Annotated in this window: 19 protein-coding genes; 8 read left to right on the plus strand and 11 right to left on the minus strand. The window is 74.6% G+C overall.

What is annotated here, in order from left to right; translation table 11 throughout:
- Nucleotides 1–123 precede the first annotated feature (123 nt).
- From AB0O53_RS36950 to AB0O53_RS36960, 3 genes are all read right to left on the minus strand, one after another.
- Nucleotides 124–498 (minus strand): RNA polymerase-binding protein RbpA, encoded by a 375-nt coding sequence (locus AB0O53_RS36950; RefSeq protein WP_007262928.1) that lies wholly within the window; start codon nt 496–498, stop codon nt 124–126.
- A 313-nt stretch (nt 499–811) separates the two neighbouring features.
- Nucleotides 812–2,212, minus strand: coding sequence for an MFS transporter (locus tag AB0O53_RS36955; protein WP_350996945.1), 1,401 nt, complete (start codon nt 2,210–2,212; stop codon nt 812–814).
- 67 nt (nt 2,213–2,279) lie between these two features.
- Nucleotides 2,280–3,050 (minus strand): glycerophosphodiester phosphodiesterase family protein, encoded by a 771-nt coding sequence (locus tag AB0O53_RS36960; protein ID WP_350996947.1) that lies wholly within the window; start codon nt 3,048–3,050, stop codon nt 2,280–2,282.
- A 174-nt stretch (nt 3,051–3,224) separates the two neighbouring features.
- On the opposite strand from AB0O53_RS36960, the gene AB0O53_RS36965 reads away from it, so the two are divergent.
- Nucleotides 3,225–4,727 carry an SCO1417 family PLP biosynthesis transcription factor gene (locus AB0O53_RS36965; protein ID WP_365201499.1) on the plus strand — a complete coding sequence of 501 codons (1,503 nt, stop codon included), beginning with the start codon at nt 3,225–3,227 and terminating at the stop codon, nt 4,725–4,727.
- 85 nt (nt 4,728–4,812) lie between these two features.
- Here the strand turns inward: AB0O53_RS36965 and AB0O53_RS36970 are convergent, their stop codons facing one another.
- Together AB0O53_RS36970 and AB0O53_RS36975 are read right to left on the minus strand one after the other, a co-directional pair.
- Nucleotides 4,813–6,387: an ATP-binding protein gene (locus AB0O53_RS36970; protein WP_365201501.1), complete on the minus strand. Its 1,575-nt coding sequence runs from the start codon at nt 6,385–6,387 to the stop codon at nt 4,813–4,815.
- A gap of 68 nt (nt 6,388–6,455) precedes the next feature.
- Nucleotides 6,456–6,650 (minus strand): hypothetical protein, encoded by a 195-nt coding sequence (locus AB0O53_RS36975; protein WP_030031218.1) that lies wholly within the window; start codon nt 6,648–6,650, stop codon nt 6,456–6,458.
- 302 nt (nt 6,651–6,952) lie between these two features.
- Between AB0O53_RS36975 and AB0O53_RS36980 the strand changes: the two genes are divergently transcribed.
- Both AB0O53_RS36980 and AB0O53_RS36985 read left to right on the plus strand, forming a co-directional pair.
- Nucleotides 6,953–7,369 (plus strand): ankyrin repeat domain-containing protein, encoded by a 417-nt coding sequence (locus AB0O53_RS36980; protein ID WP_350996956.1) that lies wholly within the window; start codon nt 6,953–6,955, stop codon nt 7,367–7,369.
- A gap of 321 nt (nt 7,370–7,690) precedes the next feature.
- A complete protein-coding gene (locus tag AB0O53_RS36985) occupies nt 7,691–9,088 on the plus strand; it encodes a HEAT repeat domain-containing protein (protein WP_350996959.1) in 1,398 nt (465 codons plus the stop codon).
- Between the two features lie 147 nt (nt 9,089–9,235).
- On the opposite strand, the gene AB0O53_RS36990 is transcribed toward AB0O53_RS36985, so the two are convergent.
- The 5 genes from AB0O53_RS36990 to AB0O53_RS37010 all read right to left on the minus strand — a co-directional run bounded on the left by AB0O53_RS36990 (nt 9,236) and on the right by AB0O53_RS37010 (nt 13,106).
- Complete coding sequence (locus tag AB0O53_RS36990; protein ID WP_350996962.1) at nt 9,236–10,210, minus strand: hypothetical protein; 975 nt, start codon at nt 10,208–10,210, stop codon at nt 9,236–9,238.
- Nucleotides 10,207–10,779, minus strand: a complete 573-nt coding sequence (locus AB0O53_RS36995; RefSeq protein WP_350996965.1) for an RNA polymerase sigma factor — start codon at nt 10,777–10,779, stop codon at nt 10,207–10,209. Before AB0O53_RS36995 ends, AB0O53_RS36990 begins: the two co-directional genes overlap by 4 nt.
- Before the next feature lie 73 nt (nt 10,780–10,852).
- Entirely contained in the window at nt 10,853–11,725 is an 873-nt protein-coding gene (locus tag AB0O53_RS37000) for a 5-oxoprolinase subunit C family protein (protein ID WP_350996968.1), read from the minus strand.
- Entirely contained in the window at nt 11,722–12,342 is a 621-nt protein-coding gene (locus tag AB0O53_RS37005; protein ID WP_365201505.1) for a 5-oxoprolinase subunit B family protein, read from the minus strand. Before AB0O53_RS37005 ends, AB0O53_RS37000 begins: the two co-directional genes overlap by 4 nt.
- Nucleotides 12,339–13,106 carry a LamB/YcsF family protein gene (locus tag AB0O53_RS37010; protein ID WP_350997030.1) on the minus strand — a complete coding sequence of 256 codons (768 nt, stop codon included), beginning with the start codon at nt 13,104–13,106 and terminating at the stop codon, nt 12,339–12,341. The genes AB0O53_RS37005 and AB0O53_RS37010 overlap by 4 nt, the downstream gene beginning before the upstream one ends.
- A 126-nt stretch (nt 13,107–13,232) precedes the next feature.
- On the opposite strand from AB0O53_RS37010, the gene AB0O53_RS37015 reads away from it, so the two are divergent.
- The 3 genes from AB0O53_RS37015 (at nt 13,233) to AB0O53_RS37025 (ending at nt 20,703) form a co-directional block, all read left to right on the plus strand.
- Nucleotides 13,233–14,735 carry a hypothetical protein gene (locus tag AB0O53_RS37015; protein WP_350996973.1) on the plus strand — a complete coding sequence of 501 codons (1,503 nt, stop codon included), beginning with the start codon at nt 13,233–13,235 and terminating at the stop codon, nt 14,733–14,735.
- A gap of 286 nt (nt 14,736–15,021) precedes the next feature.
- The gene (locus AB0O53_RS37020; RefSeq protein ID WP_350996975.1) at nt 15,022–15,924 is read left to right on the plus strand and encodes a hypothetical protein; all 903 of its coding nucleotides are present in this window, start codon (nt 15,022–15,024) and stop codon (nt 15,922–15,924) included.
- 54 nt (nt 15,925–15,978) lie between these two features.
- Nucleotides 15,979–20,703: a hypothetical protein gene (locus tag AB0O53_RS37025; RefSeq protein WP_365201509.1), complete on the plus strand. Its 4,725-nt coding sequence runs from the start codon at nt 15,979–15,981 to the stop codon at nt 20,701–20,703.
- Between the two features lie 161 nt (nt 20,704–20,864).
- Here the strand turns inward: AB0O53_RS37025 and AB0O53_RS37030 are convergent, their stop codons facing one another.
- Nucleotides 20,865–21,299: a hypothetical protein gene (locus AB0O53_RS37030; protein ID WP_350996980.1), complete on the minus strand. Its 435-nt coding sequence runs from the start codon at nt 21,297–21,299 to the stop codon at nt 20,865–20,867.
- 420 nt (nt 21,300–21,719) lie between these two features.
- Here AB0O53_RS37030 and AB0O53_RS37035 point away from each other — a divergent pair, with 420 nt between their 5' ends.
- A complete protein-coding gene (locus AB0O53_RS37035) occupies nt 21,720–24,482 on the plus strand; it encodes a sensor histidine kinase (RefSeq protein ID WP_403143088.1) in 2,763 nt (920 codons plus the stop codon).
- A complete protein-coding gene (locus AB0O53_RS37040; protein WP_030964627.1) occupies nt 24,479–24,916 on the plus strand; it encodes a roadblock/LC7 domain-containing protein in 438 nt (145 codons plus the stop codon). Before AB0O53_RS37035 ends, AB0O53_RS37040 begins: the two co-directional genes overlap by 4 nt.
- The last annotated feature ends 53 nt before the right edge of the window (nt 24,917–24,969 follow it).

Raw genomic sequence — 24,969 nt, forward strand, 5'->3', positions numbered from 1 at the left:
GGCCGGTGTCGGTAGATTCGGCCATCGGCTGTTCCTGGCGTACGGGGTGGATCAGGTCCGGGTGACGGCGTCCACGGGCAGTTCGAGGTCTGTCGTCCCTCGGCTTGTGCGTTCGTCCGGCTGTCAGGCGGACTTGCGGCTGTCCCGCGGATGCACGGCAATGTTCATGGCGCCGGAGCGCAGGACCGCCAGCCTTTCGGCCAGCACTTCCTCCAGCTCCTCGCGAGTGCGTCGCTCCATGAGCATGTCCCAGTGCGTTCGCGCAGGCTTGCCCTTCTTCTCTTCGGGCCCGTCCCCGTCAACCAGGAGTGCCATGGCGCCGCACGCCTTGCACTCCCACTCCGGCGGAATCTCTGCCTCAACCGAGAACGGCATCTCAAATCGATGTCCGTTCTGGCATGCGTACTCCACCGCCTGGCGCGGGGCCAGATCGATGCCGCGGTCCGTCTCGTAGCTGGTAACCACGAGGCGCGTACCGCGGAGAGCTCGCTCACTCATGAATCGTGCCTCCCGGGCTTGTCGCCCACAGGACAGGTGTCGCTGTCGTCGTCATCCGGTCAACGTCCGGCCGGCGGTATAGATTCCCGCTCCGGGTCATGCGTCGCCCGTCGTACCGCCCCTTGTTGTACCCACCAGTGCCCGTTTTGTCACATCTGGCAGCAGATGTCACCCAACGTCTAGACTTCTTTAGCGCGCAGTAACGGTCCGCCTGGCAGGCCAAAGGCGTACACTACCGGCCCGTTGCCGCAACGTCTAAATCCGTTCGGAATTCGTTCGTGGATCCGGACCGGGCACAGGCGGGTGCCCGGTGTCAGAGCCGCTCCGGTACAGGATTGCCCGCCGCCTCCACCGCGCGCCGCACCGGCACTCGCGCGAGCAGCAGGAACCCCAGTGCGAAGAAGGCCACCAGCGAGATGATCGCGTCCCGGTAGCTGCCCGTCACCTGGTAGGTCAGGCCGAAGACGAGCGGCCCCACCCAGCTCAGGCCGCGGTCGCTCATCTCGTACGCCGAGAAGTACTCGGCCTCCTTGCCCGCGGGCACCAGGTGCGAGAAGAGCGAGCGCGACAGCGCCTGGCTGCCGCCCAGCACCAGGCCGATCATGGCGGCCAGGGCGAAGAACCACACCGGCGTCCGCGCCGGCAGGAAGTAGCCGACCCCCAGCGTCACAGCCCACGCGGCCAGCGAGCCCAGGATGGTGCGCTTGGCGCCGTAGATCCGGGCCAGCCGGCCCATGCCCAGTGCGCCGCCGATCGCCAGGACCTGCACCAGCAGCACCGCCCCGATGAGGGTGCCCTGTTCCAGCTCCAGCTCCTCCGAGCCGTAGATGGAGGCCTGGGAGATCACCGTCTGCACGCCGTCGTTGTAGATCAGGTACGCCAGCAGGAACGACAGGGTCAGCGGGTAGCGCCGCATGTCCTTGAAGGTGGCGACCAGCTGCTTCCAGCCGCTGACGGCCGGCGCCGCCCCCGGGGTCCGGACCACGGCCCGGTCGCGCAGCCGCCGCAGCGGGATCAGCGCGAAGGCGCCCCACCACAGGCCCGCGGAGGCCAGGCAGATCCGCACCGCCATGCCCTCGGAGATGCCGAAGGCGTCGTGGCCCAGATAGAGGGCCAGGTTCATCACGAGCATCACGGAGCCGGCGGTGTAGCCGAAGGCCCAGCCGCGCGAGGAAACCGTGTCGCGCTCGTCCGGGGTGGAGATCTGCGGCAGGTAGGCGTTGTAGAGCACCATCGAGACGGACAGCGAGGCGTTCGCCACGATCAGCAGGAAGCCGCCCAGCAGGTACCGCTCGCCCCCCAGGAAGAACATCGCGGTCGTGGCAGCGGCACCCGTGTACGCGGCCACCGCCAGCAGCGGCTTCTTGCGGCCCGTCCGGTCCGCGACCGCGCCCGCGAGCGGCATCAGCAGGACGGCCAGGATCACCGAGGCCGAGACCGCGTAGGCGAAGAAGGAGCCGGCCCGCACCGGTATGCCCAGCGGGTGCACGAACCCCTCGGCGTCCGCGGCGGCCTTGGCCACCGAGGTCAGGTACGGCCCGAGGAACACCGTCACCACGCTCGCCGAGTACACGGAGACGGCGAAGTCGTAGAAGTACCAGCCGCTCTGCTCGCGCTTGCGCGACGCCGCGGCCGCCCCCTTGTCGGCGGCGGCTCTGCCGTCCTCCGCCCCGGGTTCCGCTTCCTCGGTCCTGCTGCTGTTGTCCGCGCTCACTCGGTGTCCCCCTCGGTGGTCCCGTACCGCGTCGGCCGCCGCATCCGTGGCGGCGGCCGGGGGCGGGTCAGACCCAGGCGCCGCGCCGGTCCAGCACCGTGCGCAACATGTCGATGTGGTCGGTCATGATGCCATCGACACCCAGGTCGAGGAGAGCCTCCATACGTTCCGGTTCGTTCACGGTCCACACGTGGACCTGCAGGCCCCGCTCGTGCGCGGTCCTGACGAAGCGCCGGTCGACCACGCGGATGCCCGCCTGGGTCTCCGGAACCTGGGCCGCCACCGCCCCGACGCGCAGCGCCGCCGGGATCGCGTACGAGCGCAGCCGCAGCCCGACCACCCCGCGCACGCCGTAGGAGGTCGCCAGCCTCGGGCCGGCGATCCTCTGGGCGCGGGCCACCCGGCTCTCCGAGAAGGCGCCCACGCAGACCCGGTCCCAGATCCCGGTGCGCGCGATCAGGTTGACCAGCGGGTGCAGTGCGGACTCGGCCTTGACGTCGATGTTCCAGCGGGCGTCGGGGAACTCCTCCAGCAGCTCCTCGAGGAGCGGCAGGGGCTCCGTTCCCCCCACCCGGGCCTCGCGGACCTGCTTCCAGGGCAGCTCGGCGATGCGGCCCCGGCCGTCGGTGACCCGGTCCAGCGTGGCGTCGTGGAAGGCGACGAGCTTGCCGTCGGCCGTGGCGTGCACATCGGTCTCGAAGTACCGGTAGCCCGCCGCGGCGGCCCGACGGAACGCCGCGGCGGTGTTCTCCAGCCCGTCCGCGGCACCTCCCCGGTGCGCGAAGGGGATAGGAGCCGGGTGGTCCAGATACGGATGGCGAAGGCGTACGTGCGTCACGGCGGCAGTATGCCCCGCGACGGACGGGACCGGTGGTACGCGAGGTGAACGGGATGCGGGCGGGCCGCGTACGGCCCTGGTGCAAGTGGACTGACTCGTGGCACGCTGGGCCCCGCAGAGCAATCCAATCCCGGCTTCCATCGAGGCCAATCGGACGAAAGTGGACCGCACGCCATGGCCGAATGGACCTCAGCGGTCGGTGCCGCTCAACTCGCCCGCCTCATCACCTCGCAGCAGGAGCGGACCGCCGTACCGGGCGCCCGCAAGCCGCCCGCCTACCGCACCCTCGCCGACGGCATCCGGCTGCTCGTCCTGGAGGGCCGCGTCCCCGTCGCCGCCCGGCTCCCCGCCGAGCGGGAACTCGCCGTCGCCCTGTCCCTCAGCCGCACCACCGTCGCCGCCGCCTACGAGGCCCTGCGCGGGGAGGGCTTCCTCGAATCCCGCCGCGGCGCCGGCAGCTGGACCTCCGTCCCGGCCGGCAACCCGCTGCCCGCACGGGGCCTGGAGCCCCTGCCGCCCGAGTCCCTCGGCTCGATGATCGACCTCGGCTGCGCCGCCCTCCCCGCCCCCGAACCCTGGCTGACCAGGGCCGTCCAGGGCGCCCTGGAGGAACTCCCGCCGTACGCGCACACGCACGGGGACTACCCGGCGGGTCTGCCGGCGCTGCGCCGGATGCTCGCCGACCGCTACACCGAGCAGGGCATCCCCACCATGCCCGAGCAGATCATGGTGACCACCGGGGCGATGGGGGCCATCGACGCCATCTGCAGCCTCTTCGCCGGGCGCGGCGAGCGGATCGCCGTCGAGTCCCCCTCCTACGCCAACATCCTCCAGCTGATGCGCGCCGCCGGGGTCCGGCTCGTACCGGTCGCCATGGGCGACGGGCTGACGGGCTGGGACATGGACGTCTGGCGGCAGGTCCTGCGCGACTCCGCCCCGCGCCTCGCCTACGTGGTGGCCGACTTCCACAACCCCACCGGAGCCCTCGCCTCCGAGGAGCAGCGCCGGGCGATGGTCGAGGCGGCCCGTTCCGCGGGCACCGTCCTCGTCGCCGACGAGACCATGCTCGAACTCCAGCTGGAGCCCGACCTGGAGATGCCCCGCCCGGTCTGCTCCTTCGACCCGGCCGGCAGCACCGTGATCACCGTGGGCTCCGCCAGCAAGGCCTTCTGGGCGGGCATGCGGATCGGCTGGGTCCGTGCGGCCCCCGACGTGATCCGCAGCCTGGTCGCGGCCCGCGCGTACGCCGACCTCGGCACGCCGGTGCTGGAACAGCTCGCCGTGAACTGGCTGATGCGGACGGGCGGCTGGCAGGAGGCGGTGGAGATCCGCAGGCAGCAGGCCCGGGAGAACCGCGACGCGCTGGTCGCGGCGGTCCGCCGGGACCTCCCGGACTGGGAGTTCGAGGTCCCGGCCGGCGGCCTGACGCTGTGGGCGCGCGCGGGTGGCCTGTCCGGATCCCGCCTGGCCGAGGTGGGCGAGCGGGTCGGCGTACGGGTCCCCTCGGGCCCGAGGTTCGGCGTGGACGGGGCCTTCGAGGGCTATGTCCGACTGCCGTTCACGGTGGGCGGACCGGTGGCCGAGGAGGCCGCGTCCCGCCTGGCGGCGGCCGCGAGCCTGGTCGGCAGGGGCGCGGGCGACAGCGGCGCGGAACCCCCGCGCACGTTCGTGGCGTAGCGCGCGCCGCGTTCGGACGGACCGCACCCCGCCCTGGCACCGGCCCGCTCGACCGCCCCCGCCCGGCCGGGGCAGCGGCACCGAGCTACGGTCGCTCCGGTGCGTCCAGTGCCGCCGCGCCCACCGGCTTGGCCAGGGCCGGCCCGGGCCCCTGCTGCCGTTCCGGCAGGAGTTCCAGTACGGCCTGCCGGTGCGCGGGATGCGTGGCCTCGTCGTATGGGTCCGGCGTCGCCGGCACCTGGAGCCTGTGCACCGGCCCCGTGCCGAGCCGCGCGTACCCCCGCCCCGGCGGCACCAGGGTCGTGGGCGTGGTGTGCGGCGGCAGCCCCAGGACGTCCGCGATCTGCTGGATCGCGGCCGGGCCGAGCACGATCCGCGCGCGCGTGTGCTGCCACACGGCGTCGTGCAGCACCTCCAGGTGGTCGAACTGCTCGGCCACGACCACCGTGACGTGCGCGGGCCGCCCGTGCCGCAGCGGCACCTGCAGGTGGGTCATCGGGTCCGGCCCGCCCTCGGCCACCGCGAGGTGCGCGAGCACGCTCGGCTGGTCCAGCAGGATCCACAGCGGCCGCCGGGTGTCCTCCGGCGCCGGCCGGCCGGCCTCGCGGGCCCGGTGGATGGCGATGAGCCGGCGTTCGGTCTCCTGCGCGGCCCATTCCAGGGTGGCCACCGCGCCGACCGGCCCGCACTCCACGGCGAGGACGCCGGCGCGGCCGGACAGGCAGGCGTACTCGCCGCTGCCGCCGCCGTCGACGATCAGGACGTCGCCGCCGTGCCGCAGGGCCTGCAGGGCCAGGGAGCGGAGCAGGGTGGAGGTGCCGCTGCCGGGCTGGCCGACGGCGAGCAGGTGGGGTTCGGTGGACCGGGGGCCGGTGCGCCAGACGACGGGCGGGACGTCGCGGGGCTCCTCGCCCTCCAGTACGGGCAGGGTGCGCTGGACGCTCCCGGAGTCGGTGAAGCCGAGCACGCTCTCGCCGGGGGAGGTGACGAACGGCTGGGCGGCGATGCCCGTCGGCAGCGCCGCCAGCACGCTCAGGTCGAGCTGGTTGCCCTCCTCGTCCCAGTCGAAGAGGTACTCCCGGCCGCGCCCGGACTTGGCGTGCAGCAGTGCCTCGATCCGGGCCCGCGAGGCGGCCTCGCCGTCGGTGAAGTAGGCCGGGTAGCGGATGCGGAGCCGGGTGAGCCGGCCCGCCCCGTCGAACTCGTAGCCGCTGAAGGCCTTGTCCCACTCCCCGCCGTGGGCGAAGAGCGGGCTGGGGTCCTCGGGGATGGAGAAGTACGGCACGAGGGCTTCGTAGAGGGAGCCGAGCCGTTCGGCCTCGGCGTCGCTGGGTCCGGTCTTCACCGGGGTGCGGTCGCGCCCGTGCCAGGCCGCCGCCGCCATGAGGGTCATCAGGGCGAGCAGCGGGCCGTAGGGGACGAGGGCGACCACGAGGACGCACGCGGCGCCCAGGAACAGGGCCGGACCGCGCTTGTCCTTGGGGGTCTCGGACCATCGGCGCCGTCCGGCCGCGGCCAGGACGCGCAGGCCGCGTCCGATGACCAGGAGCGGATGGAGGACGTCCGTGGCGCTGTCGGCGGCCGTGCGAGCGAAGTCGCGGCCCCGGGCCAGCGACGCGGTGCCGCTGCTGAGAATGCGGGGAAGTGGGCGCCGGGCCACGGGCGTCTCCTGGAGTTGTGGTCGTGAGCGGTGTTCCGGGTGGGGCTGGAGTTCCTGCTCGGGGGCGGCTAGAGCTTGATCCCGCCGAGCAGGCTCGCGAGGCTCGCCGTGCTCGCCGTGATGCTCGGGGCGATGGCGGAGCCGGCGAGGAAGAAGCCGAAGAGCGAGCAGACGAACGCGTGCGTCAGCTTCATCCCGTCCTTCTTGAAGAACAGGAAGCAGATGATGCCGAGCAGGACCACGCCTGAGATGGACAGGACCATGAGAGGTTCTCCTGGTTGGTGGGGACAGTCACCATCAGTTGTTCCAGGCTCACAGGAAGTATCAATGCGAAAAAAGGTGCATACGGGTGAATCTGTGGGTTTTTCACTTGACCGGCTCAGCCCGGCTGGCGCGCCCGCCGGACAGGGGTCCGAGGTGATCCATCCCTCGGACCGGCCCGGACATGCCCAGGCCAGGGCGCTACTCTGACGATTCACCCGTACGGACGCAGTGCCGTGCACCTCCCTGCCCGCACGGCGTGGGGAAGCTTCATGCCAGCAGCGAGTGAAAGGCGGTACGCACGATGAGCGAGCACCCCGAAGGCACCTCCCCGGAAGGCCCGGACGAGGACGTCATCGAGCTGGCGACCAAGATCTTCGACCTCGCCCGCCAGGGTGACAGCGCCCGGCTCGCCGCGTACCTCGACGCCGGGGTCCCGGCGAACCTCACCAACGACCGCGGCGACACCCTCGTCATGCTCGCGGCCTACCACGGCCACGCCGACACCGTCACGGCCCTGCTGGCCCGCGGCGCCGAGGCCGACCGTGCCAACGACCGCGGCCAGACCCCGCTCGCCGGTGCGGTCTTCAAGGGCGAGGAGGCGGTGATCCGCGCCCTGCTCGCCGGAGGGGCCGACCCGAACGCCGGAACACCCTCCGCAGTGGACACGGCGCGCATGTTCGCCAAGGCCGACCTGCTGGAACTCTTCGGAGCCAAGTAGTCCGCTTTTTGCCGGGCCAGGACGGGCGCGCAGCTCACAGGTTGGTCACGGCGGCCGTAAATGTGGTCGCGGTGCACAAACCGGCTGGGCCATCATGGCGTCGGATTCGATTCGCGAGCACGGGGGACGGGCAAACGGCTTGGATACGAAGACTGTCCGGGCCCGGTCCGGACACCCCTTGATCACGAACCACCGACGAGAGTGAGAAGGCAATGGTCTACATCGAGCGGAACAAGACGGCGGACGTCCTCACATGCTGTTACGCGGCCCTGTGAATCCCGATTCCCGGTTGCGTCCCCAGCTTGATTTGAGGCCATTCCCATGTTCGAACCAGTCATAGCGCCGAGCGGTACCCTGCTCGGCCTCCTCCAGCGGGGCCGTGGCGACGGCACGCTGCACGCACTCGCGGCGCCCAGGGCGGAGGCCCTCGCGGCCCTCAACCAGTGCGTGCTCCGTGATCCGCGCCAGGACTGGCAGGTCGAGAACCGCTCGCTGTACTACGCCAGGCTCTACCTGGATCTCGACGGCCCCCTCGGCGAGATCGAGAGCCACCTCTTCAGCGCCGACGACCTCGTCGACGACACGGACCACCGCACGGGCCTCGCCCTGTCCGTCCTGGGCCACCTGGCCTCGTACGGCCGCGACGACGCCCTCATGCTGCTGCGCCGCTACGCCGCGTCCGGAGCCAACTGGTCCTGGGCCCTCGACGAGCTCGCCCTGCGCGACGACGACGAGGGACTGCGGTCACTGGCCGCACCCGTCCTCGCCCGCTTCCCCGCCACGGCGGAGGGCGAGGCGCGGCTGGCCGCCGCCGTCCGCGACGCCTACGAGCCCCGGCCGTGGTGTCTGTGGGAGGAGTCGCCCCTGTACGGGGAGCGCTTGGGCGCCGCCCGCCGCCAGGGCTCCTTCGACCGCTGGCAGCGCCAGCTGACCCCCAGCGGCCCCCGGCCCGGCTGGGGCGTCCAGGCCGTCTTCGACTGGGCCGCCGACGGCCTGCGCCGCGGCACCCCGCTGCACGTGCCCGCCGCCCGCTGCCTGGCCGCCGTGGCCCAGCCCGAGGACCGCTCCGCGATCCTCGCGGCAGCCGCTGGCGCCGACGGCGAGGCCGCCCGGGCCACCGCCCTGCACCACCTGGTCCTCGCCGAACCGGACAACCCGGCCGTGCTGGACCTCATCGAAGCCGCCGCCGACGAGCCCGCCGTGGCCGCGTACGAGCGCATGTGCGGCCCCGGAGCGGTCGACCGGGCCCGGCGCTGGGTGCACCGCCCCGACGCCCTCGGCGAGGCCGCCGCAGCCGTCCTGGCCGCCCGGGGCGGAGCCGAGGACGCACCCCTGGTCCTGAGCGCGCTGCGCTCCACCGTCCGCGGTGCGGGCCCGGACACGCAGCGGCTGTTCGCCCTGGTGGACGGAGCGGGCCGGCTCGCCATCGGCTGCGCCGCCCCCGTGCTGCGCCACGTCTACCGCGAGACGTCCTCGTCCCACCTGCGCGGCCGCGCCGCACGGGCCCTCGCCAGCACGGACCCCTCCTTCGCGGCGGGCTTCGCCGTCGAGTGCCTCTGGGACTGCGAGGAGACCACCCGCGAGGTCGCCGCCCGCCACGCCGAGACGGCCGACGCCCGAGTGGCCCCCCGCCTGCGCCGCCTGGCCGCGGACCCGGCGGAGGAGGAGGACGTGCAGTCCGCCGTCCGCAGCCGCATCACCCCGGAGTCGGCCGTGTAGCGCCCCCGGGAAGCCGAACCCCCGCGCCCGGGCCCCGCGACGACGGAGCCCGGGCGCGCCGCGTTCCCGCACGCGGGCACGGCTCCGCCCCGGTCCCGTGGTGGGGGCCGGGGCGGAGGGCCGTGCCACCGGGGCTGCGCCCGGCGTTCAGTGCGACATCGGGGGAGCGTCCACCGAGAAGTCGATCTCGCACGGCGTGACCCGCGACGTCTCCTTCACACCCGCTCCGACGTAGTCCGAGGGGTTCGCCGGCTTCGAGAAGACGAGGGTGTACCCGGGCGGAACCGTCTTGGCGTTGATCTTCAAGCTGTCCTTGTCGTCCCTGGCCCGCAGCTCCGCCTCGGGGTCGGCCTGCGGCCCCCGGTACCCGCCACCCACGTGCGGGCACTCCGCCTTCGGCTTCATCTCGGTCACCGCGACGTTCACCCCTTGGGCCCGGAGGCGTTCCACCAGCTCGGGCACCTCATGAGGCTCGGGCCGGGGGACCGTGATGGTCGGGCCGGGGTCCTTGGTGGCGGAACCGGACTTCAGCAGTTCCTCCAGCCCCTCGGACTGGTCGATTTCGCAAGAAGGGACCTTGGAGGTCTCGATCACGCCCAAGCCGATCCCCTTCGCACCCAGCGGGTAGTACTCCGCCCAGTTGAAGGTCAGCGTGTACCCCGGCGGGACCGTCTTCGCGTTGACCTTCAAGGCGGTGTCGCCGTCGCCGGCCTGCATGATCTCGGCCTCCGGATCGGCCTGCGGTCCGCGGTACCCGCCGACTGTCGCGGAGCACTGGGACGGCGGCCGCATCGGCACCACCGCGGCGCTGACCCCCATGGCCTTCAGCCGTTTCACGAGTTCCGGGATCTCGGGCTGCTCCGGCAGCCGGAACCGCAGCGAGCCGTCCGGGTCCTTCTTGATCTCCAGCTTCGGGGGGCCGTCGGCGGGCCGGGACCCGTCACGGGTGCTTCCGGGCACGGTCATCACCGCGATGACCGCCGCCGTCGCCGCGCCCACCGCGAGGGGGACGCCGTAGCGGCGGGCGAAGGAGCGTGCCGGGGTCGGCAGCGGGGTCTCCGGGAGGCGGGCCAGGAGCGCCGCCTTCAAGCGGTCCTCGAAGCCGCGGGGCCTGCTGCTCATCGGGCTACCTCCAGCCGGGAATCGCTCACGGGGCCCGAGGCGCGCAGGGCCCGCCGGGCGCGGTGCAGGCGGACGCGGACCGTCGCCTGGGTGATGCCGAGGGCCTGTGCGGCCTCGGCCGGGGTGAGCTCGTCCACCACCACGAGGTCGAGGACGGCCCGCAGCGGCTCGGACAGGGCCGCGTGGCGCTCGGCCAGCTCCCTGAAGGCCCGCTGGGCGTCGATGCGCTCCTCCAGCGCGGCCACGTCCTCGTCGTCCAGCAGCCGCCGGCCGCTCAGCCGCGCCAGCGCACCGCTCTCCCGCGCCCTGCCGCGGGCGTGACCGGCCAGGATGTTCCGGGCGATGCCGAACAGCCAGGCGACCGGGGCTCCCCTGTGACCCCGGTAGCCGCCGGCCGAACCCATCGCCGCGAGGAAGATGTCCGCCGTCAGGTCGGCCGCCAGGTGCGGATCGGCGACCCGGCGGGTGACGAAGCCGAGCACGGCGTCGATGTGGTCCTCGTAGAACGTCCCGAATCCCTCGGCCGTCGTGAGATCCGGCGGGCCGGTCTCGTGTCGTGGGCTGCGCACCCGGTTCCTCCCCTGCACAGGGGACCCGGTCGGTCCCCTCACCCGGTACTTGGCCGCAGCCCCCGAAAACGTTTCATCGGGCCCGCACGAACCTGACCGGCGTACCCGGCCGGGCCTGCGCGGCCGCGTCCAGGGCCGGGCCCGGCGGGACCACGCCCACCACCGGGTAGCCGCCGGTCACCGGATGGTCGGCCAGGAACACCACCGGCAGACCGTCCGGGGGCACCTGGACCGCGCCCAGCACCATGCCCTCGCTCGGCAGTTCCCCGGCCCGGGCGCGGACCAGCCCGGGACCGCCCTCCGTGCGCAGCCCGATCCGGTTGGAGCGCGGCGACACCCGCAGCGACGGGCGCCACAGCGCGGCGAGGGACGCCCCGGTGAACCAGTCCGCCCGCGGACCGAGCCGCAGCGGGAGCAGAAGTTCCGACGGCGCCCCGGGCAGACCGTAGGCGTCCGCCCCGGGCACCGGGTCCGGTCCCGCGGGGCCCACCGGCAGCGTCATCCCGGCCGACAGGAGCGGCGGCCCGAGGCCCGACAGCAGGTCCGTGGAGCGACTGCCCAGGACCGGCGGGACGGCCAGGCCTCCCCGCACCGCGACGTAGCCGCGCAGGCCCGACTCCGCCCGGCCCACCTCCAGCTCCGCCCCGGCCGGCAGCCGGACCGGCGCCCCCCAGGCCACCGGGCGCCCCGAGATCCGTACCGGACAGGGCGCGCCCGTGACCGCCACGACCGTCGCGGCCCGGGCGCGCAGGGACACCCCGTCGAGGGTCGTCTCCAGCGCCGCCGCGCCGGGCGGGTTGCCGACCAGCCGGTTCGCCAGCGCGTACGCCGCCGTGTCCAGCGCCCCCGACCGGGGGACCCCGAGGTGCGCGTATCCGGGGCGGCCCCGGTCCTGGACCGTGGTCAGCGCCCCCGGCCGCACCACCAGCAACCCGGTCGCCGTCACGGCTGCTCCTCCTGCGTGAACCGCACCCGGACCCCCGGCGCGAACAGCGCCGCCGGTTCCCGCTCCGCGTCCCAGAGCACCGCGTCCGTGGACCCGATCAGCTGCCAGCCGCCGGGGGAGGAGCGCGGGTACACCCCGGCGTACTCGCCCGCCAGCGCCAGCGAGCCCGCGGGGACGGCCGTGCGCGGAGTGTCCCGGCGCGGCAGGTGGAGGCGCTCCGGCAGCCCCGTCAGATAGCCGAAGCCCGGCGCGAACCCGCAGAACGCCACCCGGAACCCGGTGGCGCCCACGATGCCCGCGACCTCCCCGGGGGCCACCCCCCACAGCCGGGCCACCTCCGCCAGGTCCGGCCCGTCGTAGCGCACCGGGACCGTGACCAGCGGCCCCTCCTCGCGGGCCAGCGGCGGTACCTCCCAGCGCGCGATCAGGGCCCCGAGCGCGGCCGGATCCCGTACGCCGTCCAGCAGGACGGTCCGCGCCGCGGGCACCAGGTCCCGTACGGGGCCCAGCGCGCCCGCGTCCCGGCGGCGCAGCAGCTCGGCGTGGAGCGCGGCGACCTCGTCGGCCGAGTCCAGTTCGACGAGCAGCGCCTGCGCGCCCACCACCAGCGTCCTCACGTGAACGCCTCCACCCGCACCCCGGCCGCGCCCAGCGCCTCCCGGACGCGCGCGGCGAGACCGGCCGCCCCGGGGGTGTCCCCGTGCAGGCAGAGCGAGCGCGCGGCCACGGGGACCGCGGAGCCGTCGGCGGCCTCCACCGTGCCCCCGGCCGCCATCCCCACGGCCCGCGCGACCACCGCGTCCGGGTCGTGCAGCACCGATCCGGGCTCGCCGCGCGGCACGAGGGTCCCGGCCGGGGTGTAGGCGCGGTCGGCGAACGCCTCCGGTACGCCGACCAGCCCGGCCTCCTCGGCGGCGGCGAGCAGGAGCGAGCCGGGCAGCCCCAGCACGGGCAGGCCGCCGGTCGCCCCGGCGCCCGCCGCCAGCCGGACGCCCGCGACGACGGCGGCGGCCTGGGCGGCGTCGTGCACGGTCCGGTTGTAGAGGGCGCCGTGCGGTTTCACGTAGGACACCCGGGAGCCGGCCGCCCGCGCGAACACCTCCAGCGCGCCGATCTGGTAGGCCACCTCGTCGGCGAGCTCTCCGGGCGGCACGTCCATGGCGCGCCGGCCGAAGCCCGCCAGGTCGCGGTAGGAGACCTGGGCGCCGATCCGCACACCGCGCTCGGCGGCCCGTTCGCAGACCCGGCGCATGATGGACGGGTCCCCGGCGTGGAAGCCGCAGGCGACGTTGGCGCTCGTCACCACGGAGAGCAGGGCCTCGTCGTCGGTGAGCGTCCAGCGCCCGAACCCCTCGCCGAGATCGGCGTTGAGGTCGATCACCGGAGTGGATGCGATCATGGAAGCCATGCGCCGAGCGTAGAGCAGGCGGCCGGAGCGGATGCCGGGACGATCCGGCCGAACCATGCCGTTTGGGATGTTGTCAGCAACAGGACCTAGTCTTTGTCCGTGACTCTCCCTGCCCCGGCGAAGACCCTTCCGTCCCCGGCGCCGGGCCCGGCCGCCGACGAGGGCCTGGCCCGGCGGCTGCGCGCCCTCGCCTGCACCGCCCCGCTGCACGACCTCGACGTACGCAAGGCCAATCTGGCGGGCGAGTACGGGGTCTACGCGATGGCGGAGGTCGCGCTGGCCGCGATCGACCTGGTCACGCTCAACATGGACTTCGACACGGGCGCCGACCACGAGCAGATAGTGGCCAGGCTGCTGCCGCGCGTCGCGGCCCAGGCCCCGGCGCGGCCGGCGGCCGAGCACGAGCGGGTGGCCCGCTGGGTGCTGGAGAACCTGATCAACGTGGGCAGCGTGGACCGCGGCTTCCGCGCGATCTACGGCACCTTCGGCCCCGACGGCGTGTACGTGCGCCGCGACTACGACTTCAAGCTGGTCGAAGAGGTCCCCTACGGCGGCGCGGTCTACCTGCGCACCACCGACGAGGCCGTCAACGTCCTGGTCGGCGCCCTCGACACCGACGTCACCAGCGCCCAGATCGCCGCCGAGGTCAAACTGGAGGTGCTGATCAGCCGCGGGCGGCTGGCGGACGCCCAGCTGGCCGCCGAGCAGGCCCGCTACCGGACCGTGCAGTACGCCGAGACCCTGCGCCGCACCCTGGACGCGACCCGGCGCAACGTCCGGGCGGTGGACTGGCTCCAGGCCGTCCCGGACATGATCGCCGAGGCGCTGGAGCACGTGGCCGACCGCTACCGCCACGAGAACGCGATCCTGACCAACATCCGCAAGGCGCGCGACGAGGCCGAGGAGCCGGAGAACAAGCGCCGCGCCGCCGAGCTCGTCGACATCGTCAAGGACTGCATCCGCCGCCACACCCAGCTGCAGTCCCGGCTGCTGGACGCGGGCCCGCTGTTCCGCGCCGAGCAGGACCGCCAGGCCTTCGCCGCCCCGGCGCCGCGCACCGGCATCGACCTCTACGGCCAGCTCGTCGCCCCGATCCTGCCGCTGCCGGTGGAGCAGGCGCGCCGGGTCACCGACGCCTTCTTCGCCGCGGGCACGGGGCTGCGCACGCCCGTCTCGGTGCGGGTGGCCGACCTCGTCGAGATCCTCCTGACCCCGCCGGTCGAGCGCGAGCACCTCGGCGCGGAGATGCCGGAGCCGGACCTGATCGCCACCCCGGACGACAGCCGCTTCAGCGAGGAGCAGCTCGCCGCCGCGATGCAGCTCCTGGACCTGCCGCACGACGCCCCGCGCAGGCTGTCCGGACTCCTCGCGGAGGCCCGCCGCAGCGACACCGAACTGCCGTACCTGGTGGCCCTGCTGGCCGTCCACGCCGCGAGCCCGGCCGTCGGCACCGCGTACCGCCAGGGCGAGGAGCGGCTGCTCTTCGCCGTGGACGACGGCACGCAGCTCGACGACCCCGAGTTCGGCGGCGCCGACCTCATCGTCGGCACGGCCCTCCTCGACGCCGCCGGCATGGCCGCCGACCGCGCGGAGGCCTCGTGACCGCCTCCGCCCAGGCCGGCCCGCTGTGCCGAGCCATTTCAGCCTGGCCGGCTCCGCATCCAGCCCCGCGGGGACCACACCCAGCCCCGCCGGGACCGCACCCAGCCTCGCCGGACTCACATCCAGCCCCGCCGGCGTTTGAGGCGCGGGTCCGGGCGGAGCCCGGTGCCCGGCGGAGCCGGGGTACCCGGACCTCAGCCCCGCACTTCGGACCCGGCACGCCCGCGCAGCCGAACCGCATCCCCCGTACGCCCCGTACGCCCCGCACTGCCGAGGAGACCCGCCCGTGAGCGACCACCACGCCGAGCACCCCGCGTGGAGCGAGCCCGACGCCCCGTCGGCTCCCGTCGCGCCCGCCACCGGAGGGTCCGTGACCCCGGCGGACGCCGCCGACGCGGCCCGGCTCGTCGCCTTCGGGCTCCAGCCCAAGCTGGCCCCCGCACGTGACGCCGAGTACGCCGAACTGCTGCGCCGCTACCGCGAGGAGCCCGCCTTCGGCCGCCTCGCCGACGCCGTCGCGACCGGCCTCGGCCTCGTCGTCCTGGAGGTGTCCCCGCGCGCCGGCATGGCCGTGGCCGCCGACGAGGACTCCGTCTTCGCCGTCAGGATGGGCGACTACGCCCGCCGCACCGCCGCCGACTCCGCCGACCGGTTCCTGCACGGCCTCGCCCACCTCGCCGTCGCCGCCCTCGCCTTCCCGCGCCCCGAGGACCTCGCCGACGACGGCTACATCGGCCGCGTCACCGTCAACGGCGTCGACGCCTTCGTCCGGCAGACCTGCCGCCGCCTGGAGGAGCGCGCCGAGGAGCTCGGCGAGAACACCGACCCGGCCTCCGACGCCCCCGGTCTGGAAGCCGCCTGGCGCGTCTACGCCCGCCGCAGCGCCACCGGCGCCACCAAGGACGCCCGCCGCCTCGCCGGTTCCACCACCGGCATCGTCGGCAAGGCCGCCGCCTTCCTCACCGACTCCGGCTTCCTCCAGCGCACCGGGGACGAGTCCGGCGGCACCTACCGCACCACCCCCCGCTACCAGCTCCAGGTCCGCGACATGGCGGGCAGCTCGGCCATGGCCGAACTCCTGGAACTGGGCGTGGTCCCCGTCAGCGACGGCTCCGCCACCCTCCTGCCGCCGCCCGAGGGCGACGACCTGGAGCTGGCCGCCGACGCCGGGCTGCCCTTCCACGCCTGAGTTCCCGATCCCCGTAGCCCCTGCCTCACCCAGACACCACGAGAGTCCGCCGCCATGTACGAGCTGTCCCGGATCCGCCTCTACTCCATCGGGCCCGCCGGCGCGCGCTACGCCGACACCGTGCTCGACCTGCGCGGAGTCGGCGAGCCGGTGCCCCACCCGGCGCCGACCCAGGCGGAGTTCTTCGAGGAGGAGCCGACCGGGCCGCCGCGCCGTCCCGCGCCCGCCGGCGTGCTCTTCCTGGAGAACGGCGGCGGCAAGTCCGTCCTCCTCAAGCTGATCTTCTCGGTGATGCTGCCCGGCCACCGCAACACCCTCGGCGGCGCCAGCTCCGGCGTCCTGCGCAAGTTCCTGCTCGCCGACGACTGCGGCCACGTGGCCCTGGAGTGGCAGCACACCCAGACCGGCGAGTGCGTGGTCGTCGGCAAGGTCAGCGAATGGCGCGGCCGCCAGGTCTCCAACGACCCCCGCAAGTTCGCCGAGGCCTGGTACTCCTTCCGCCCCGGTCCCGGGCTGAGCCTCGACAGCCTGCCCGTCGCCGAGTCCACCGCCGTGCGCCCGCCCGTCGAGGGCGCCTCCGGCGCCCAGGGCCGCCGCCGCACGATGAAGGGCTTCCGCGACGCCCTCACCGAATCGGGCAAGGCGTACCCGCACCTGGAGGTGTACTTCGAGGAGATCCACGACCGCTGGAACGAGCACCTCACCGAGCTCGGCCTCGACCCCGAACTCTTCCGCTACCAGCGCGAGATGAACGCCGACGAGGGCGAGGCCGCCGGCCTCTTCGCGGTCAAGAAGGACTCCGACTTCACCGACCTGCTGCTGCGCGCCGTCACCGACACCCGCGACACGGACGGCCTCGCCGACCTCGTCCACGGCTTCGGCAACAAGCTCGGCCGCCGCGCCGAGCTGATGGCCGAACGCGACTTCACCGCCGGCTCGGTGGACCTGCTCACCAAGATCGTCGAAGCCGCAGCGACCCGCTCCCGGCTGCGCGACGTCCACGCCGGCGCCGAACGCCGAACCCGCACCCTGGCCCGCCGGCTGTCCGCCCGCGCCGCCGAGGAGCGCGGCCGGGCCGCCGACCTCGCCCAGCGGGTCACCGCCGCCGCCCACGACGTCACCGCCGCCGAGTCCGCCCGCACCCGCAGCGCGGCCGTCTCCGCCGAACTCGCCTACCGGCACGCCTCGCTGGCCCTCACCGTCGCCGACAAGGCCGCCGCCGCGCAGCGCCGCGAACTCCTCGAAGCCCGCACGCTGCACTCCGCCTGGCAGGCCGCCGAGACCGTGCTGCGCCACCGCGCCGCCGCCGACCGCTCCGCGCGCGTCGCGGCGGCGATCCGGGAGGCCGAGCGCGACGCCGCCCCGGCCCTGGCCGCCCGCGCCACGGCCGCCGGCGAACTCGTACGGGCCCTGCACACCGCAGCCGAGGGGGGCGAGCGGCTCGCCAACGAGGAGGAGGAGCGCTCCGCCGCCCTCCAGGCCACCGGCGAGGACTCCCACCGCGACGCCACCGCCGCCGCCACGGCCGCCCAGCGGGCCCGCAGCGAGGCCGAACACCTCAGGGCCAGGCTCAGCGAGGTCCAGCAGGAGACCGCCGAGGCCGTCCGCGCCGGCTGGCTCGACGACTCCGCGCCCGACGCCGACCCGGCCCGCGCCGCCCTCGCCGCCGCCGACGCGGAGAAGGCCGCCGTGGCCGCCTGGGACGAGTCCCGCGAGGCCGCCCGCGCCGCCGCCGAGGCCGCCCGGGAGGCCGCCGCCGCGGAGTCCCGGGCCGAGCTGACCGCCGCCCGCGCCGCGGACGCCGCCGACGCCGCCGAGGCCGCCCACGACGCCGAGCACCGCGCCGCCGGCTCCCTCGCCGCGTCCCCCCGCCTCGCCGAACTCCTCGGGCTGCCCTCGGCCGCGGACGCCGCGGACGTGTCGCTCCCCTCGCCCCGCACGGGCGACGGCTCCACCGGACCGTCCCTCCCGGGCCAGGGCGCCCCCGGCACCCCGCACGGGGAGGCGCCGGGCGCCGGTCGCGCCGCCCTCGCCACCGCCGTCGGCCTGCTCACCGCCGAGGACCTCGACCGGGGCGCCGACGACCTGCGCGCACTCCTGGCCGACGGGGTCGCCGCCGCCGAGCGCCAGCTGTTCGAACTGCGTACCGCCGCCGCCGACGACGCCCGCATCCTCGGGGCGCTCGGCGACGGCGGCCTGCTGCCGCCCGGCCCCGACGTCCTCGCCACCGTCGAGTACCTCGGCGAACACGGCATCCCCGCGCTCCCCGGATGGCGCTACCTCGCCCAGGCCGTGGACCCCGCCGACCACGCCGCCGTCCTCGCGGCCCGCCCCGAACTCGTCGACGGCGTCGTCATCACCGACCCCGACACCCACGGCCGGGCCCGCGAGGTGCTCTCCGGCGCCGCCCTGCTGCCCCGCTCCACCGTCGCCGTGGGCACCGCCGCGGCCCTGCTCGCCCCCGTGCCCGCGGCCGGCCCGGACGACGACGCCTCCGGCATCTTCATCGTCACGCCGAACCCGGCCATGCACGACGAGCACGCCGCCGACGAGGAGCGCCAGGCGCTGCGCACCCGCGCCGGCGCCCGCGACACCGAGATCCGCGACCTCGCCGCCCGGCTCGCCGGCGACCGCGAGCTGTCCGCCCGGCTCGCGTCCTGGCGCACCGGCTGCCCGGCTGGCCGCCTCACGGAGCTCGCCGAACACGCCGCCGCCGCCCGGATGTTCGCCGAGGAGGCCGACGCCGAGCTCGCGGAGGCCCGTACGGTACGTGCCGAGGCCGACGAGGCGGCCGCCGACGCGGCCCGCGTCCGCGACGAGCGCCAGGACACCGCCCAGCGCGCCCGCCGCGCCGCCGACGCCCTCGCGGGCCTCGCCTTCCGCCTGCGCGAGCGGGCCGGCTGGCAGGCCCGCGTACGCGAACTCGCCGACGAGGCCGCCGAGTCCGAGGCACGCGCCGAGGTCTGCCTCGACCGCGCCCGCGCCGCCGACGAGGACCGCCGCGCCGCCCAGCGCGCCGCCGACGACGCCCGCCGCACCGCCCGGGCCCTGCGCGCCGAGCGCGCCGAGATCGCCGGCGCCCCCGACCAGCTGCCCGACGGCGACGACGGCCCGCGCGTCCCGCTGCCCGACCTGCGCGAGGCCTACCGCGCCGCGTCCCAGCTCTACGAGAAGGTCGGCGTCGGCGCCGACCTGCGCGCCGAACAGGCCCGCGCCGAGAGCGACGAGAGCGCCGCCCTCGCCGAACTCGACCGCCTCACCAACAAGGTCCGCACCCGCGCCGCCCAGCTCCTGGAGGGCACCGACGGCGCCGACGGCCCCTCCCGCCAGGCCGCGGCGGCCCGCGCCGAGTCCCTCGTGCAGATGCTGGAGACCCGGGCGTCGACCGCCAGCGAGCAGCTCGGCCGCCTGCGCGGCGAGGCCGAACGGCACGCCCCCGCCGAGGGCGAGGCGCACACCGAACTGCCCGAGGAACTGGTCCCCGCGGACGTCGACCAGGCGCAGGCCCTGCTGCGCACGGCCACGGCCCAGCTCGCCGCCCACACCGCGGCCGTCGAGGGCGCCCGCGCCGCCCACGCCGACCTGCTGCGCGCCCACCGCACCGCCGAGGACGGCGCCGGAGGCTTCGACGAGACCGCGGCGCTCCTGCGGGACCTGCTGCGCGACCACACCCACCAGGACGACGAGCAGGAGCCGGTGGCCCACCCCGGCACCCTGGAGGAGGCCCGCCAGTCCGCCACCGAGGCCCGCCGCTCCCTGCGCGGCTGCGCCGCCGACCTGTCGGCCGCCGAGTCCGCGGTGCGCGAGGCGAGCGACATCCTGGTCCGGCACGCCAACGCGACCCGCTACGAACAGGTACGCACCCCCGCGCGCCAGCAGATCCGCGAACTGCCCGCCTCCGCCCTGCCCGAGCACGCGGCTGCCTGGGCGGCGGCCTTCGCCCCCCGGCTGCGCGTCCTCACCGACGAGCTGGCGCAGCTGGAGCGCAACCGCGACAGCATCGTCGACCGGCTGCGCGGCCTGGTCGAATCGGCCCTGGCCACCCTCCGCTCCGCCCAGCGCCTCTCCCAGCTCCCCGAGGGCCTCGGGGAATGGTCGGGGCAGGAGTTCCTGCGGATCCGCTTCGAGGAACCCGACCAGGCCACCCTCACGGAGCGGCTGGGCGAGGTCATCGACGAGGCGACCCGCACGGCCGTGAAGAAGAACAGCGGCGCCTCCTTCGGCGAGGGCCGCCGCGACGGCATGTCCCTGCTGCTGAGGGGCGTCCAGGCGGCCCTCGAACCCAAGGGGATCTCCGTGGAGATCCTCAAGCCGGACGCGGTGCTGCGCGCCGAGCGGGTGCCCGTGGGACAGATGGGCGACGTGTTCTCCGGCGGGCAGCTGCTGACCGCCGCGATCGCCCTGTACTGCACGATGGCGGCGCTGCGCAGCAACGACCGGGGCCGCGACAAGCACCGGCACGCGGGCACGCTGTTCCTCGACAACCCGATCGGCCGCGCCAACGCCACCTACCTGCTGGAGCTCCAGCGGGCCGTGTCGGACGCGCTCGGCGTGCAGCTGCTCTACACGACCGGACTGTTCGACACGACCGCCCTGGCCGAGTTCCCGCTGGTGATCCGCCTGCGCAACGACGCGGACCTGCGGGCGGGCCTGAAGTACATCAGCGTCGAGGAGCACCTGCGCCCGGGCCTGCCGCAGCAGTCCCCGGAGGGGGAGACCATCCACGGCGAGATCACGGCCACCCGGATGTTCCGCCGCAGCGCCGCCCCGACCGCCTGACGCGCGCCGGCGCGCGTCCTGCGCGCCGCGCGGCCGTTGCCTCCCGTGCCCCGTGCCCCGTGCCCCGTGCTGTCTCCCGCGTGGGGTCCGCCCCTGGACCCCGGGCCCCGCGTCGACCGGCGCCGGGGCCCGCGGGCCCGGTCAGGACGTCGCAGGTCCGCTCAGCGCCGGCCGAACCCCGCCAGGGGCCCGTCCTCGCGGGCTATGCGGGCCGGTCCGGCGAGCTTGCGCGCCGCCCGCGCGGCCTTGGCCGCCCGACGGGCCTCACGGCGGCGCAGCCGCGCCGTGCTGCTCGGCTCCGACACGACCCCGTAGCGCTGGTTCCACGTCTGCCGGGTGATCCACACGTCCAGCACGGCCCAGGTCGCCAGGACGGTCGCCGCGACCGCGCCGAGGACCATCGGGAAGGCCAGCCAGGAGCCCGTCAGGCTCAGGAAGAACGTGATCGTCGCCTGCGTCAGGGTCACCGCCACGACCAGTACCGCCCGTACGGCCGAGACCCGCACCGGATCCGGCATCCGGCGCCGTCGCGCCGGTTCCTCCACCCACAGGCCGCGCCTCGCCGTACCGGCGCCGACGCGCTCGTCACTGCTCATGGTCCGCTCACTCCCCACCGCGGTCCGCCTCGCCTTCCCCCACACGTCTACCCCGACGTGCCCCTCGTACTGACAGACGTCCGACGACGCCGGGAGATTCCCGGATCCCGGATGCCTCCTCAGGTGGCAAAGATCGCGGAACGAATAATTCCAGCCATCCATCAGGGTGCGGGAACTGACGCCCCACCAAGTGTCATCTGCCACATATCGGGCCGCACTTGACCGGAAGTATCGGACAACTGGTGATCTTCACACGGGGGGCAGGCCGAAAACGTCCGGACACGCCTTCGAACCTACTCGTCAGCAGTAGTAGGCTCACGCCGTTTAAATGACGGAACACCGACCCCCGGCAACGGGGTTGACCTGGGGGAGGCTGGGGAGGCCATGCGCTTTCGCGGGAAATCCATCCGCCGGAAGATCGTGGCGTTGCTCCTTGTGCCGCTCGTCTCCCTGACCGCCCTCTGGGGCTTCGCCACGGTCATCACGGGCCGTCAGGCCATCCAACTCTTCGACGTGGCCTACGTCATCGACAAGGTCGGCTACCCGATCGAGGACGTCGCGCGCATCATCCAGAAGGAGCGGCGCCAGACCCTCGTCGTGCTCGGCGACCCCCGGGCCGCCACCGCCACCGCCGAACTCGCCAAGCGCCGCGCCGAGACCGACCAGGCCGTCGAGAAGATCAGCGTCAGCGCGCGCGACCCGAAGGTCGTCGACGAGCTCAGCCCGCAGAGCGCCCAGCGCCTGCGCTCGATCGTCACCGCGTTCCACGGCATCGGCTCCATGCGCCGTTCCGTCGACCAGAACGCCCTCGACCCCGGCCAGGCCCTGGAGCTCTACAACCGGCTGGTCGACCCCTGCTACGACTTCCTCATGAACCTCCACGGCCTGGACAACGTCGAGGTCGACAAGGAGGGCCGCGCCCTCGTCGGCATCAGCCGCGCCCGCGAGCTCCTCTCCCGCGAGGACGCCGTGATCGCCTCCGCCCTCGCCGCCCGCAACATCAGCGCCGGCGACGTCCGCCGCGTGTCCGACTTCGCCGCCAACCGCACGCTGCTCTACGAGTTCAACCTCGTGACCCTCCCCGCCGGCGACCGGGAGATCTTCGAGCAGTACTGGAAGGACCTCCAGACCCAGCCGCTGCGCGAGGCCGAGGAGCGCTTCATCTCCGGCGGCGCGGTCAACAAGCCGCGAAACCTCACCGCCGCCCAGTGGGACGAGGCGTCCTCCAAGGTCCTCGACGACCTGGCGAGCATGAACACCGACGCCGGCGACCGCTACCAGCGGCGCATCGAGCCCGTGGCCACGGACGTCATGATCCAGGCCGCCGGCGCCGGCATCCTCGGATTCTTCGCCCTCATCGTGTCCCTCGTCCTCTCCGTGCGCATCGGCCGCGACCTGGTCCGCGACCTGTCCCGGCTGCGCAAGGAGGCCCACGAGGCCTCCGGCGTCCGCCTGCCCAGCGTCATGCGCCGCCTCGCCGCCGGCGAACACGTCGACGTCGAGACCGAGTCGCCGCACCTCGAATACGAGAAGGACGAGGTCGGCCAGGTCGGCCAGGCCCTCAACACCCTCCAGCGCGCCGCCGTCGAGGCCGCCGTCAAGCAGGCCGACCTGCGACGCGGCGTCTCCGAGGTGTTCGTCAACCTCGCCCGCCGCAACCAGGTCCTGCTGCACCGCCAGCTGACCCTCCTGGACACGATGGAGCGCCGCACCGAGGACACCGAGGAGCTCGCCGACCTCTTCCGCCTCGACCACATGACCACCCGCATGCGCCGCCACGCGGAGGGCCTGGTGATCCTCTCCGGAGCCGCCCCCTCCCGCCAGTGGCGCAAGCCCGTCCAGCTCATGGACGTCGTACGGGCCGCCGTCGCCGAGGTCGAGGACTACGAGCGCATCGAGGTACGCCGCCTCACCCGCCTCGGCATCGTCGGCCCGGCCGTCGCCGACGTCACCCACCTCATCGCCGAACTCCTGGAGAACGCCACCGTGTTCTCCCCGCCGCATACCGCGGTCCAGGTCCACGGCGAGCGCGTCGCCAACGGCTTCACCCTGGAGATCCACGACCGCGGCCTCGGCATGACCCCGGAGGCGCTGCTCGACGCGAACCTCCGGCTCGCCGAGACCCCCGAGTTCGAACTCTCCGACACCGACCGGCTCGGCCTCTTCGTCGTCAGCCGCCTCGCCCAGCGCCACAGCGTCAAGGTCGTCCTCCAGCCCAGCCCGTACGGGGGCACCACCGCGGTGGTCTTCCTCCCGTCGGCCCTGCTCACCGACGCCCCCGAGACCAGCGGCAGCGGCGTACGGCTGGACGGCCCCCGGCCCGGCAAGGCCGGCAGCAGGGCCGTGAAGGCCGGCCAGATCGGCAGGACGCACTCCGAGCGGCCCGTCACCACCGCGGAGCGTGCGTCCGCCGCCCGCCCGCTGCCCACCGCCGAACTGCGCGGCCCCGTGGAGCTGGAGGCCCCGCTCGGCGGCCGCGGCCTGGACGGCCTCGACGACCCCGCCCCCCTGGACGAGGACCCGGCCGCCGTCACGGGGCGTCCCGCCGGCGCCCGCCCGGCCATGGCGACCCTCGACGACGAGACCCCGCCGAACGGCACCCCGCGCAGCGCCCTGCTCGGCCTGCGCCCGGCTGACCGGCCGCACACCGAGCGGCACGCCGAGCGCAACGGCACCCGGGGCGGCGACCGCGACCGCGAGCCGCTCGCCCCCACCGGGCCGGTCCGGCTGGACACCCAGCGCCTGGAGGTCCCGCGCCCCGACGGCCCGCGCGCCCAGGGAGCCGTACCGCTGCCGCGCCGCCGCCCCACCCCGACCCTGGTCGCCGAGCACGGACGCCGGGTGGATCCCCGCCCGGTCTCCGTGGTCCCGCAGCAGGCCCCCACCGCCGGATCCGACGACACCGAACCCGCCGTCGGTCCCGACACCGGTGGGCTGCCCCGCCGCATCCGCCAGGCCAGCCTGGCACCACAGCTCAAGAAGGCCGCGTCGTCCGCGCCCGCCGAAGCCGCCCCCGACCAGGTGGCAGACCGCGACGCGGAGGACGTACGCACGCGCATGTCCGCACTCCAGCGTGGCTGGACGGCGGGCCGCAACCGGCACGCACAGCAGCAGTCCGAGACCGGGGCGGGCACAACCCCCGCCGGCGGTCCCGCGAACGAGAACGAAGGGGACGGTCGATGACCGCACCGCAGACCGGCAACGACAGCAGGGGCCGCGGCTCCGGCCCGCTCAACTGGCTCCTCGACGAGCTCGTCGACCGGGTCGGGTCCATCCGCAAGGCGGTGGTCCTCTCCGGCGACGGCCTGCCCACGGGCAGCTCCAAGGACCTGACCCGCGAGGACAGCGAGCACCTGGCGGCGGTCGCCTCCGGGTTCCACAGCCTGGCCAAGGGCGTCGGCCGGCACTTCGACTCCGGCCGGGTCCGCCAGACCGTGGTCGAGCTCGACGAGGCCTTCCTCTTCGTCATGGCCGCGGGCGACGGCAGCTGCCTGGCCGTGCTGGCCGACGCCGACTCCGACGTCGGGCAGGTCGCGTACGAGATGACCCTGATGGTCAAGCGGGTGGGCGACCACCTGGCGACCGCCCCACGCACCGGGCTGCCAGCCGGAGGGTGAGTCGGAAGGCATGAGCGACCCAGGCCAGGACCATCTCGCCGACATTTCCGCCG

The sequence above is a fragment of the Streptomyces erythrochromogenes genome (assembly GCF_040684695.1).
GTDB lineage: Bacteria > Actinomycetota > Actinomycetes > Streptomycetales > Streptomycetaceae > Streptomyces > Streptomyces erythrochromogenes_C.

Excerpts from the sequence above, each read along its gene's own strand:
- AB0O53_RS36950 (WP_007262928.1), bottom strand. The coding sequence starts at position 498 with ATGAGTGAGCGAGCTCTCCGCGGTACGCGCCTCGTGGTTACCAGCTAC.
- AB0O53_RS36965 (WP_365201499.1), top strand. The coding sequence starts at position 3,225 with ATGGCCGAATGGACCTCAGCGGTCGGTGCCGCTCAACTCGCCCGCCTC.
- AB0O53_RS36975 (WP_030031218.1), bottom strand. The coding sequence starts at position 6,650 with ATGGTCCTGTCCATCTCAGGCGTGGTCCTGCTCGGCATCATCTGCTTC.
- AB0O53_RS36980 (WP_350996956.1), top strand. The coding sequence starts at position 6,953 with ATGAGCGAGCACCCCGAAGGCACCTCCCCGGAAGGCCCGGACGAGGAC.
- AB0O53_RS36985 (WP_350996959.1), top strand. The coding sequence starts at position 7,691 with ATGTTCGAACCAGTCATAGCGCCGAGCGGTACCCTGCTCGGCCTCCTC.
- AB0O53_RS36990 (WP_350996962.1), bottom strand. The coding sequence starts at position 10,210 with ATGAGCAGCAGGCCCCGCGGCTTCGAGGACCGCTTGAAGGCGGCGCTC.
- AB0O53_RS37025 (WP_365201509.1), top strand. The coding sequence starts at position 15,979 with ATGTACGAGCTGTCCCGGATCCGCCTCTACTCCATCGGGCCCGCCGGC.
- AB0O53_RS37030 (WP_350996980.1), bottom strand. The coding sequence starts at position 21,299 with ATGAGCAGTGACGAGCGCGTCGGCGCCGGTACGGCGAGGCGCGGCCTG.
- AB0O53_RS37040 (WP_030964627.1), top strand. The coding sequence starts at position 24,479 with ATGACCGCACCGCAGACCGGCAACGACAGCAGGGGCCGCGGCTCCGGC.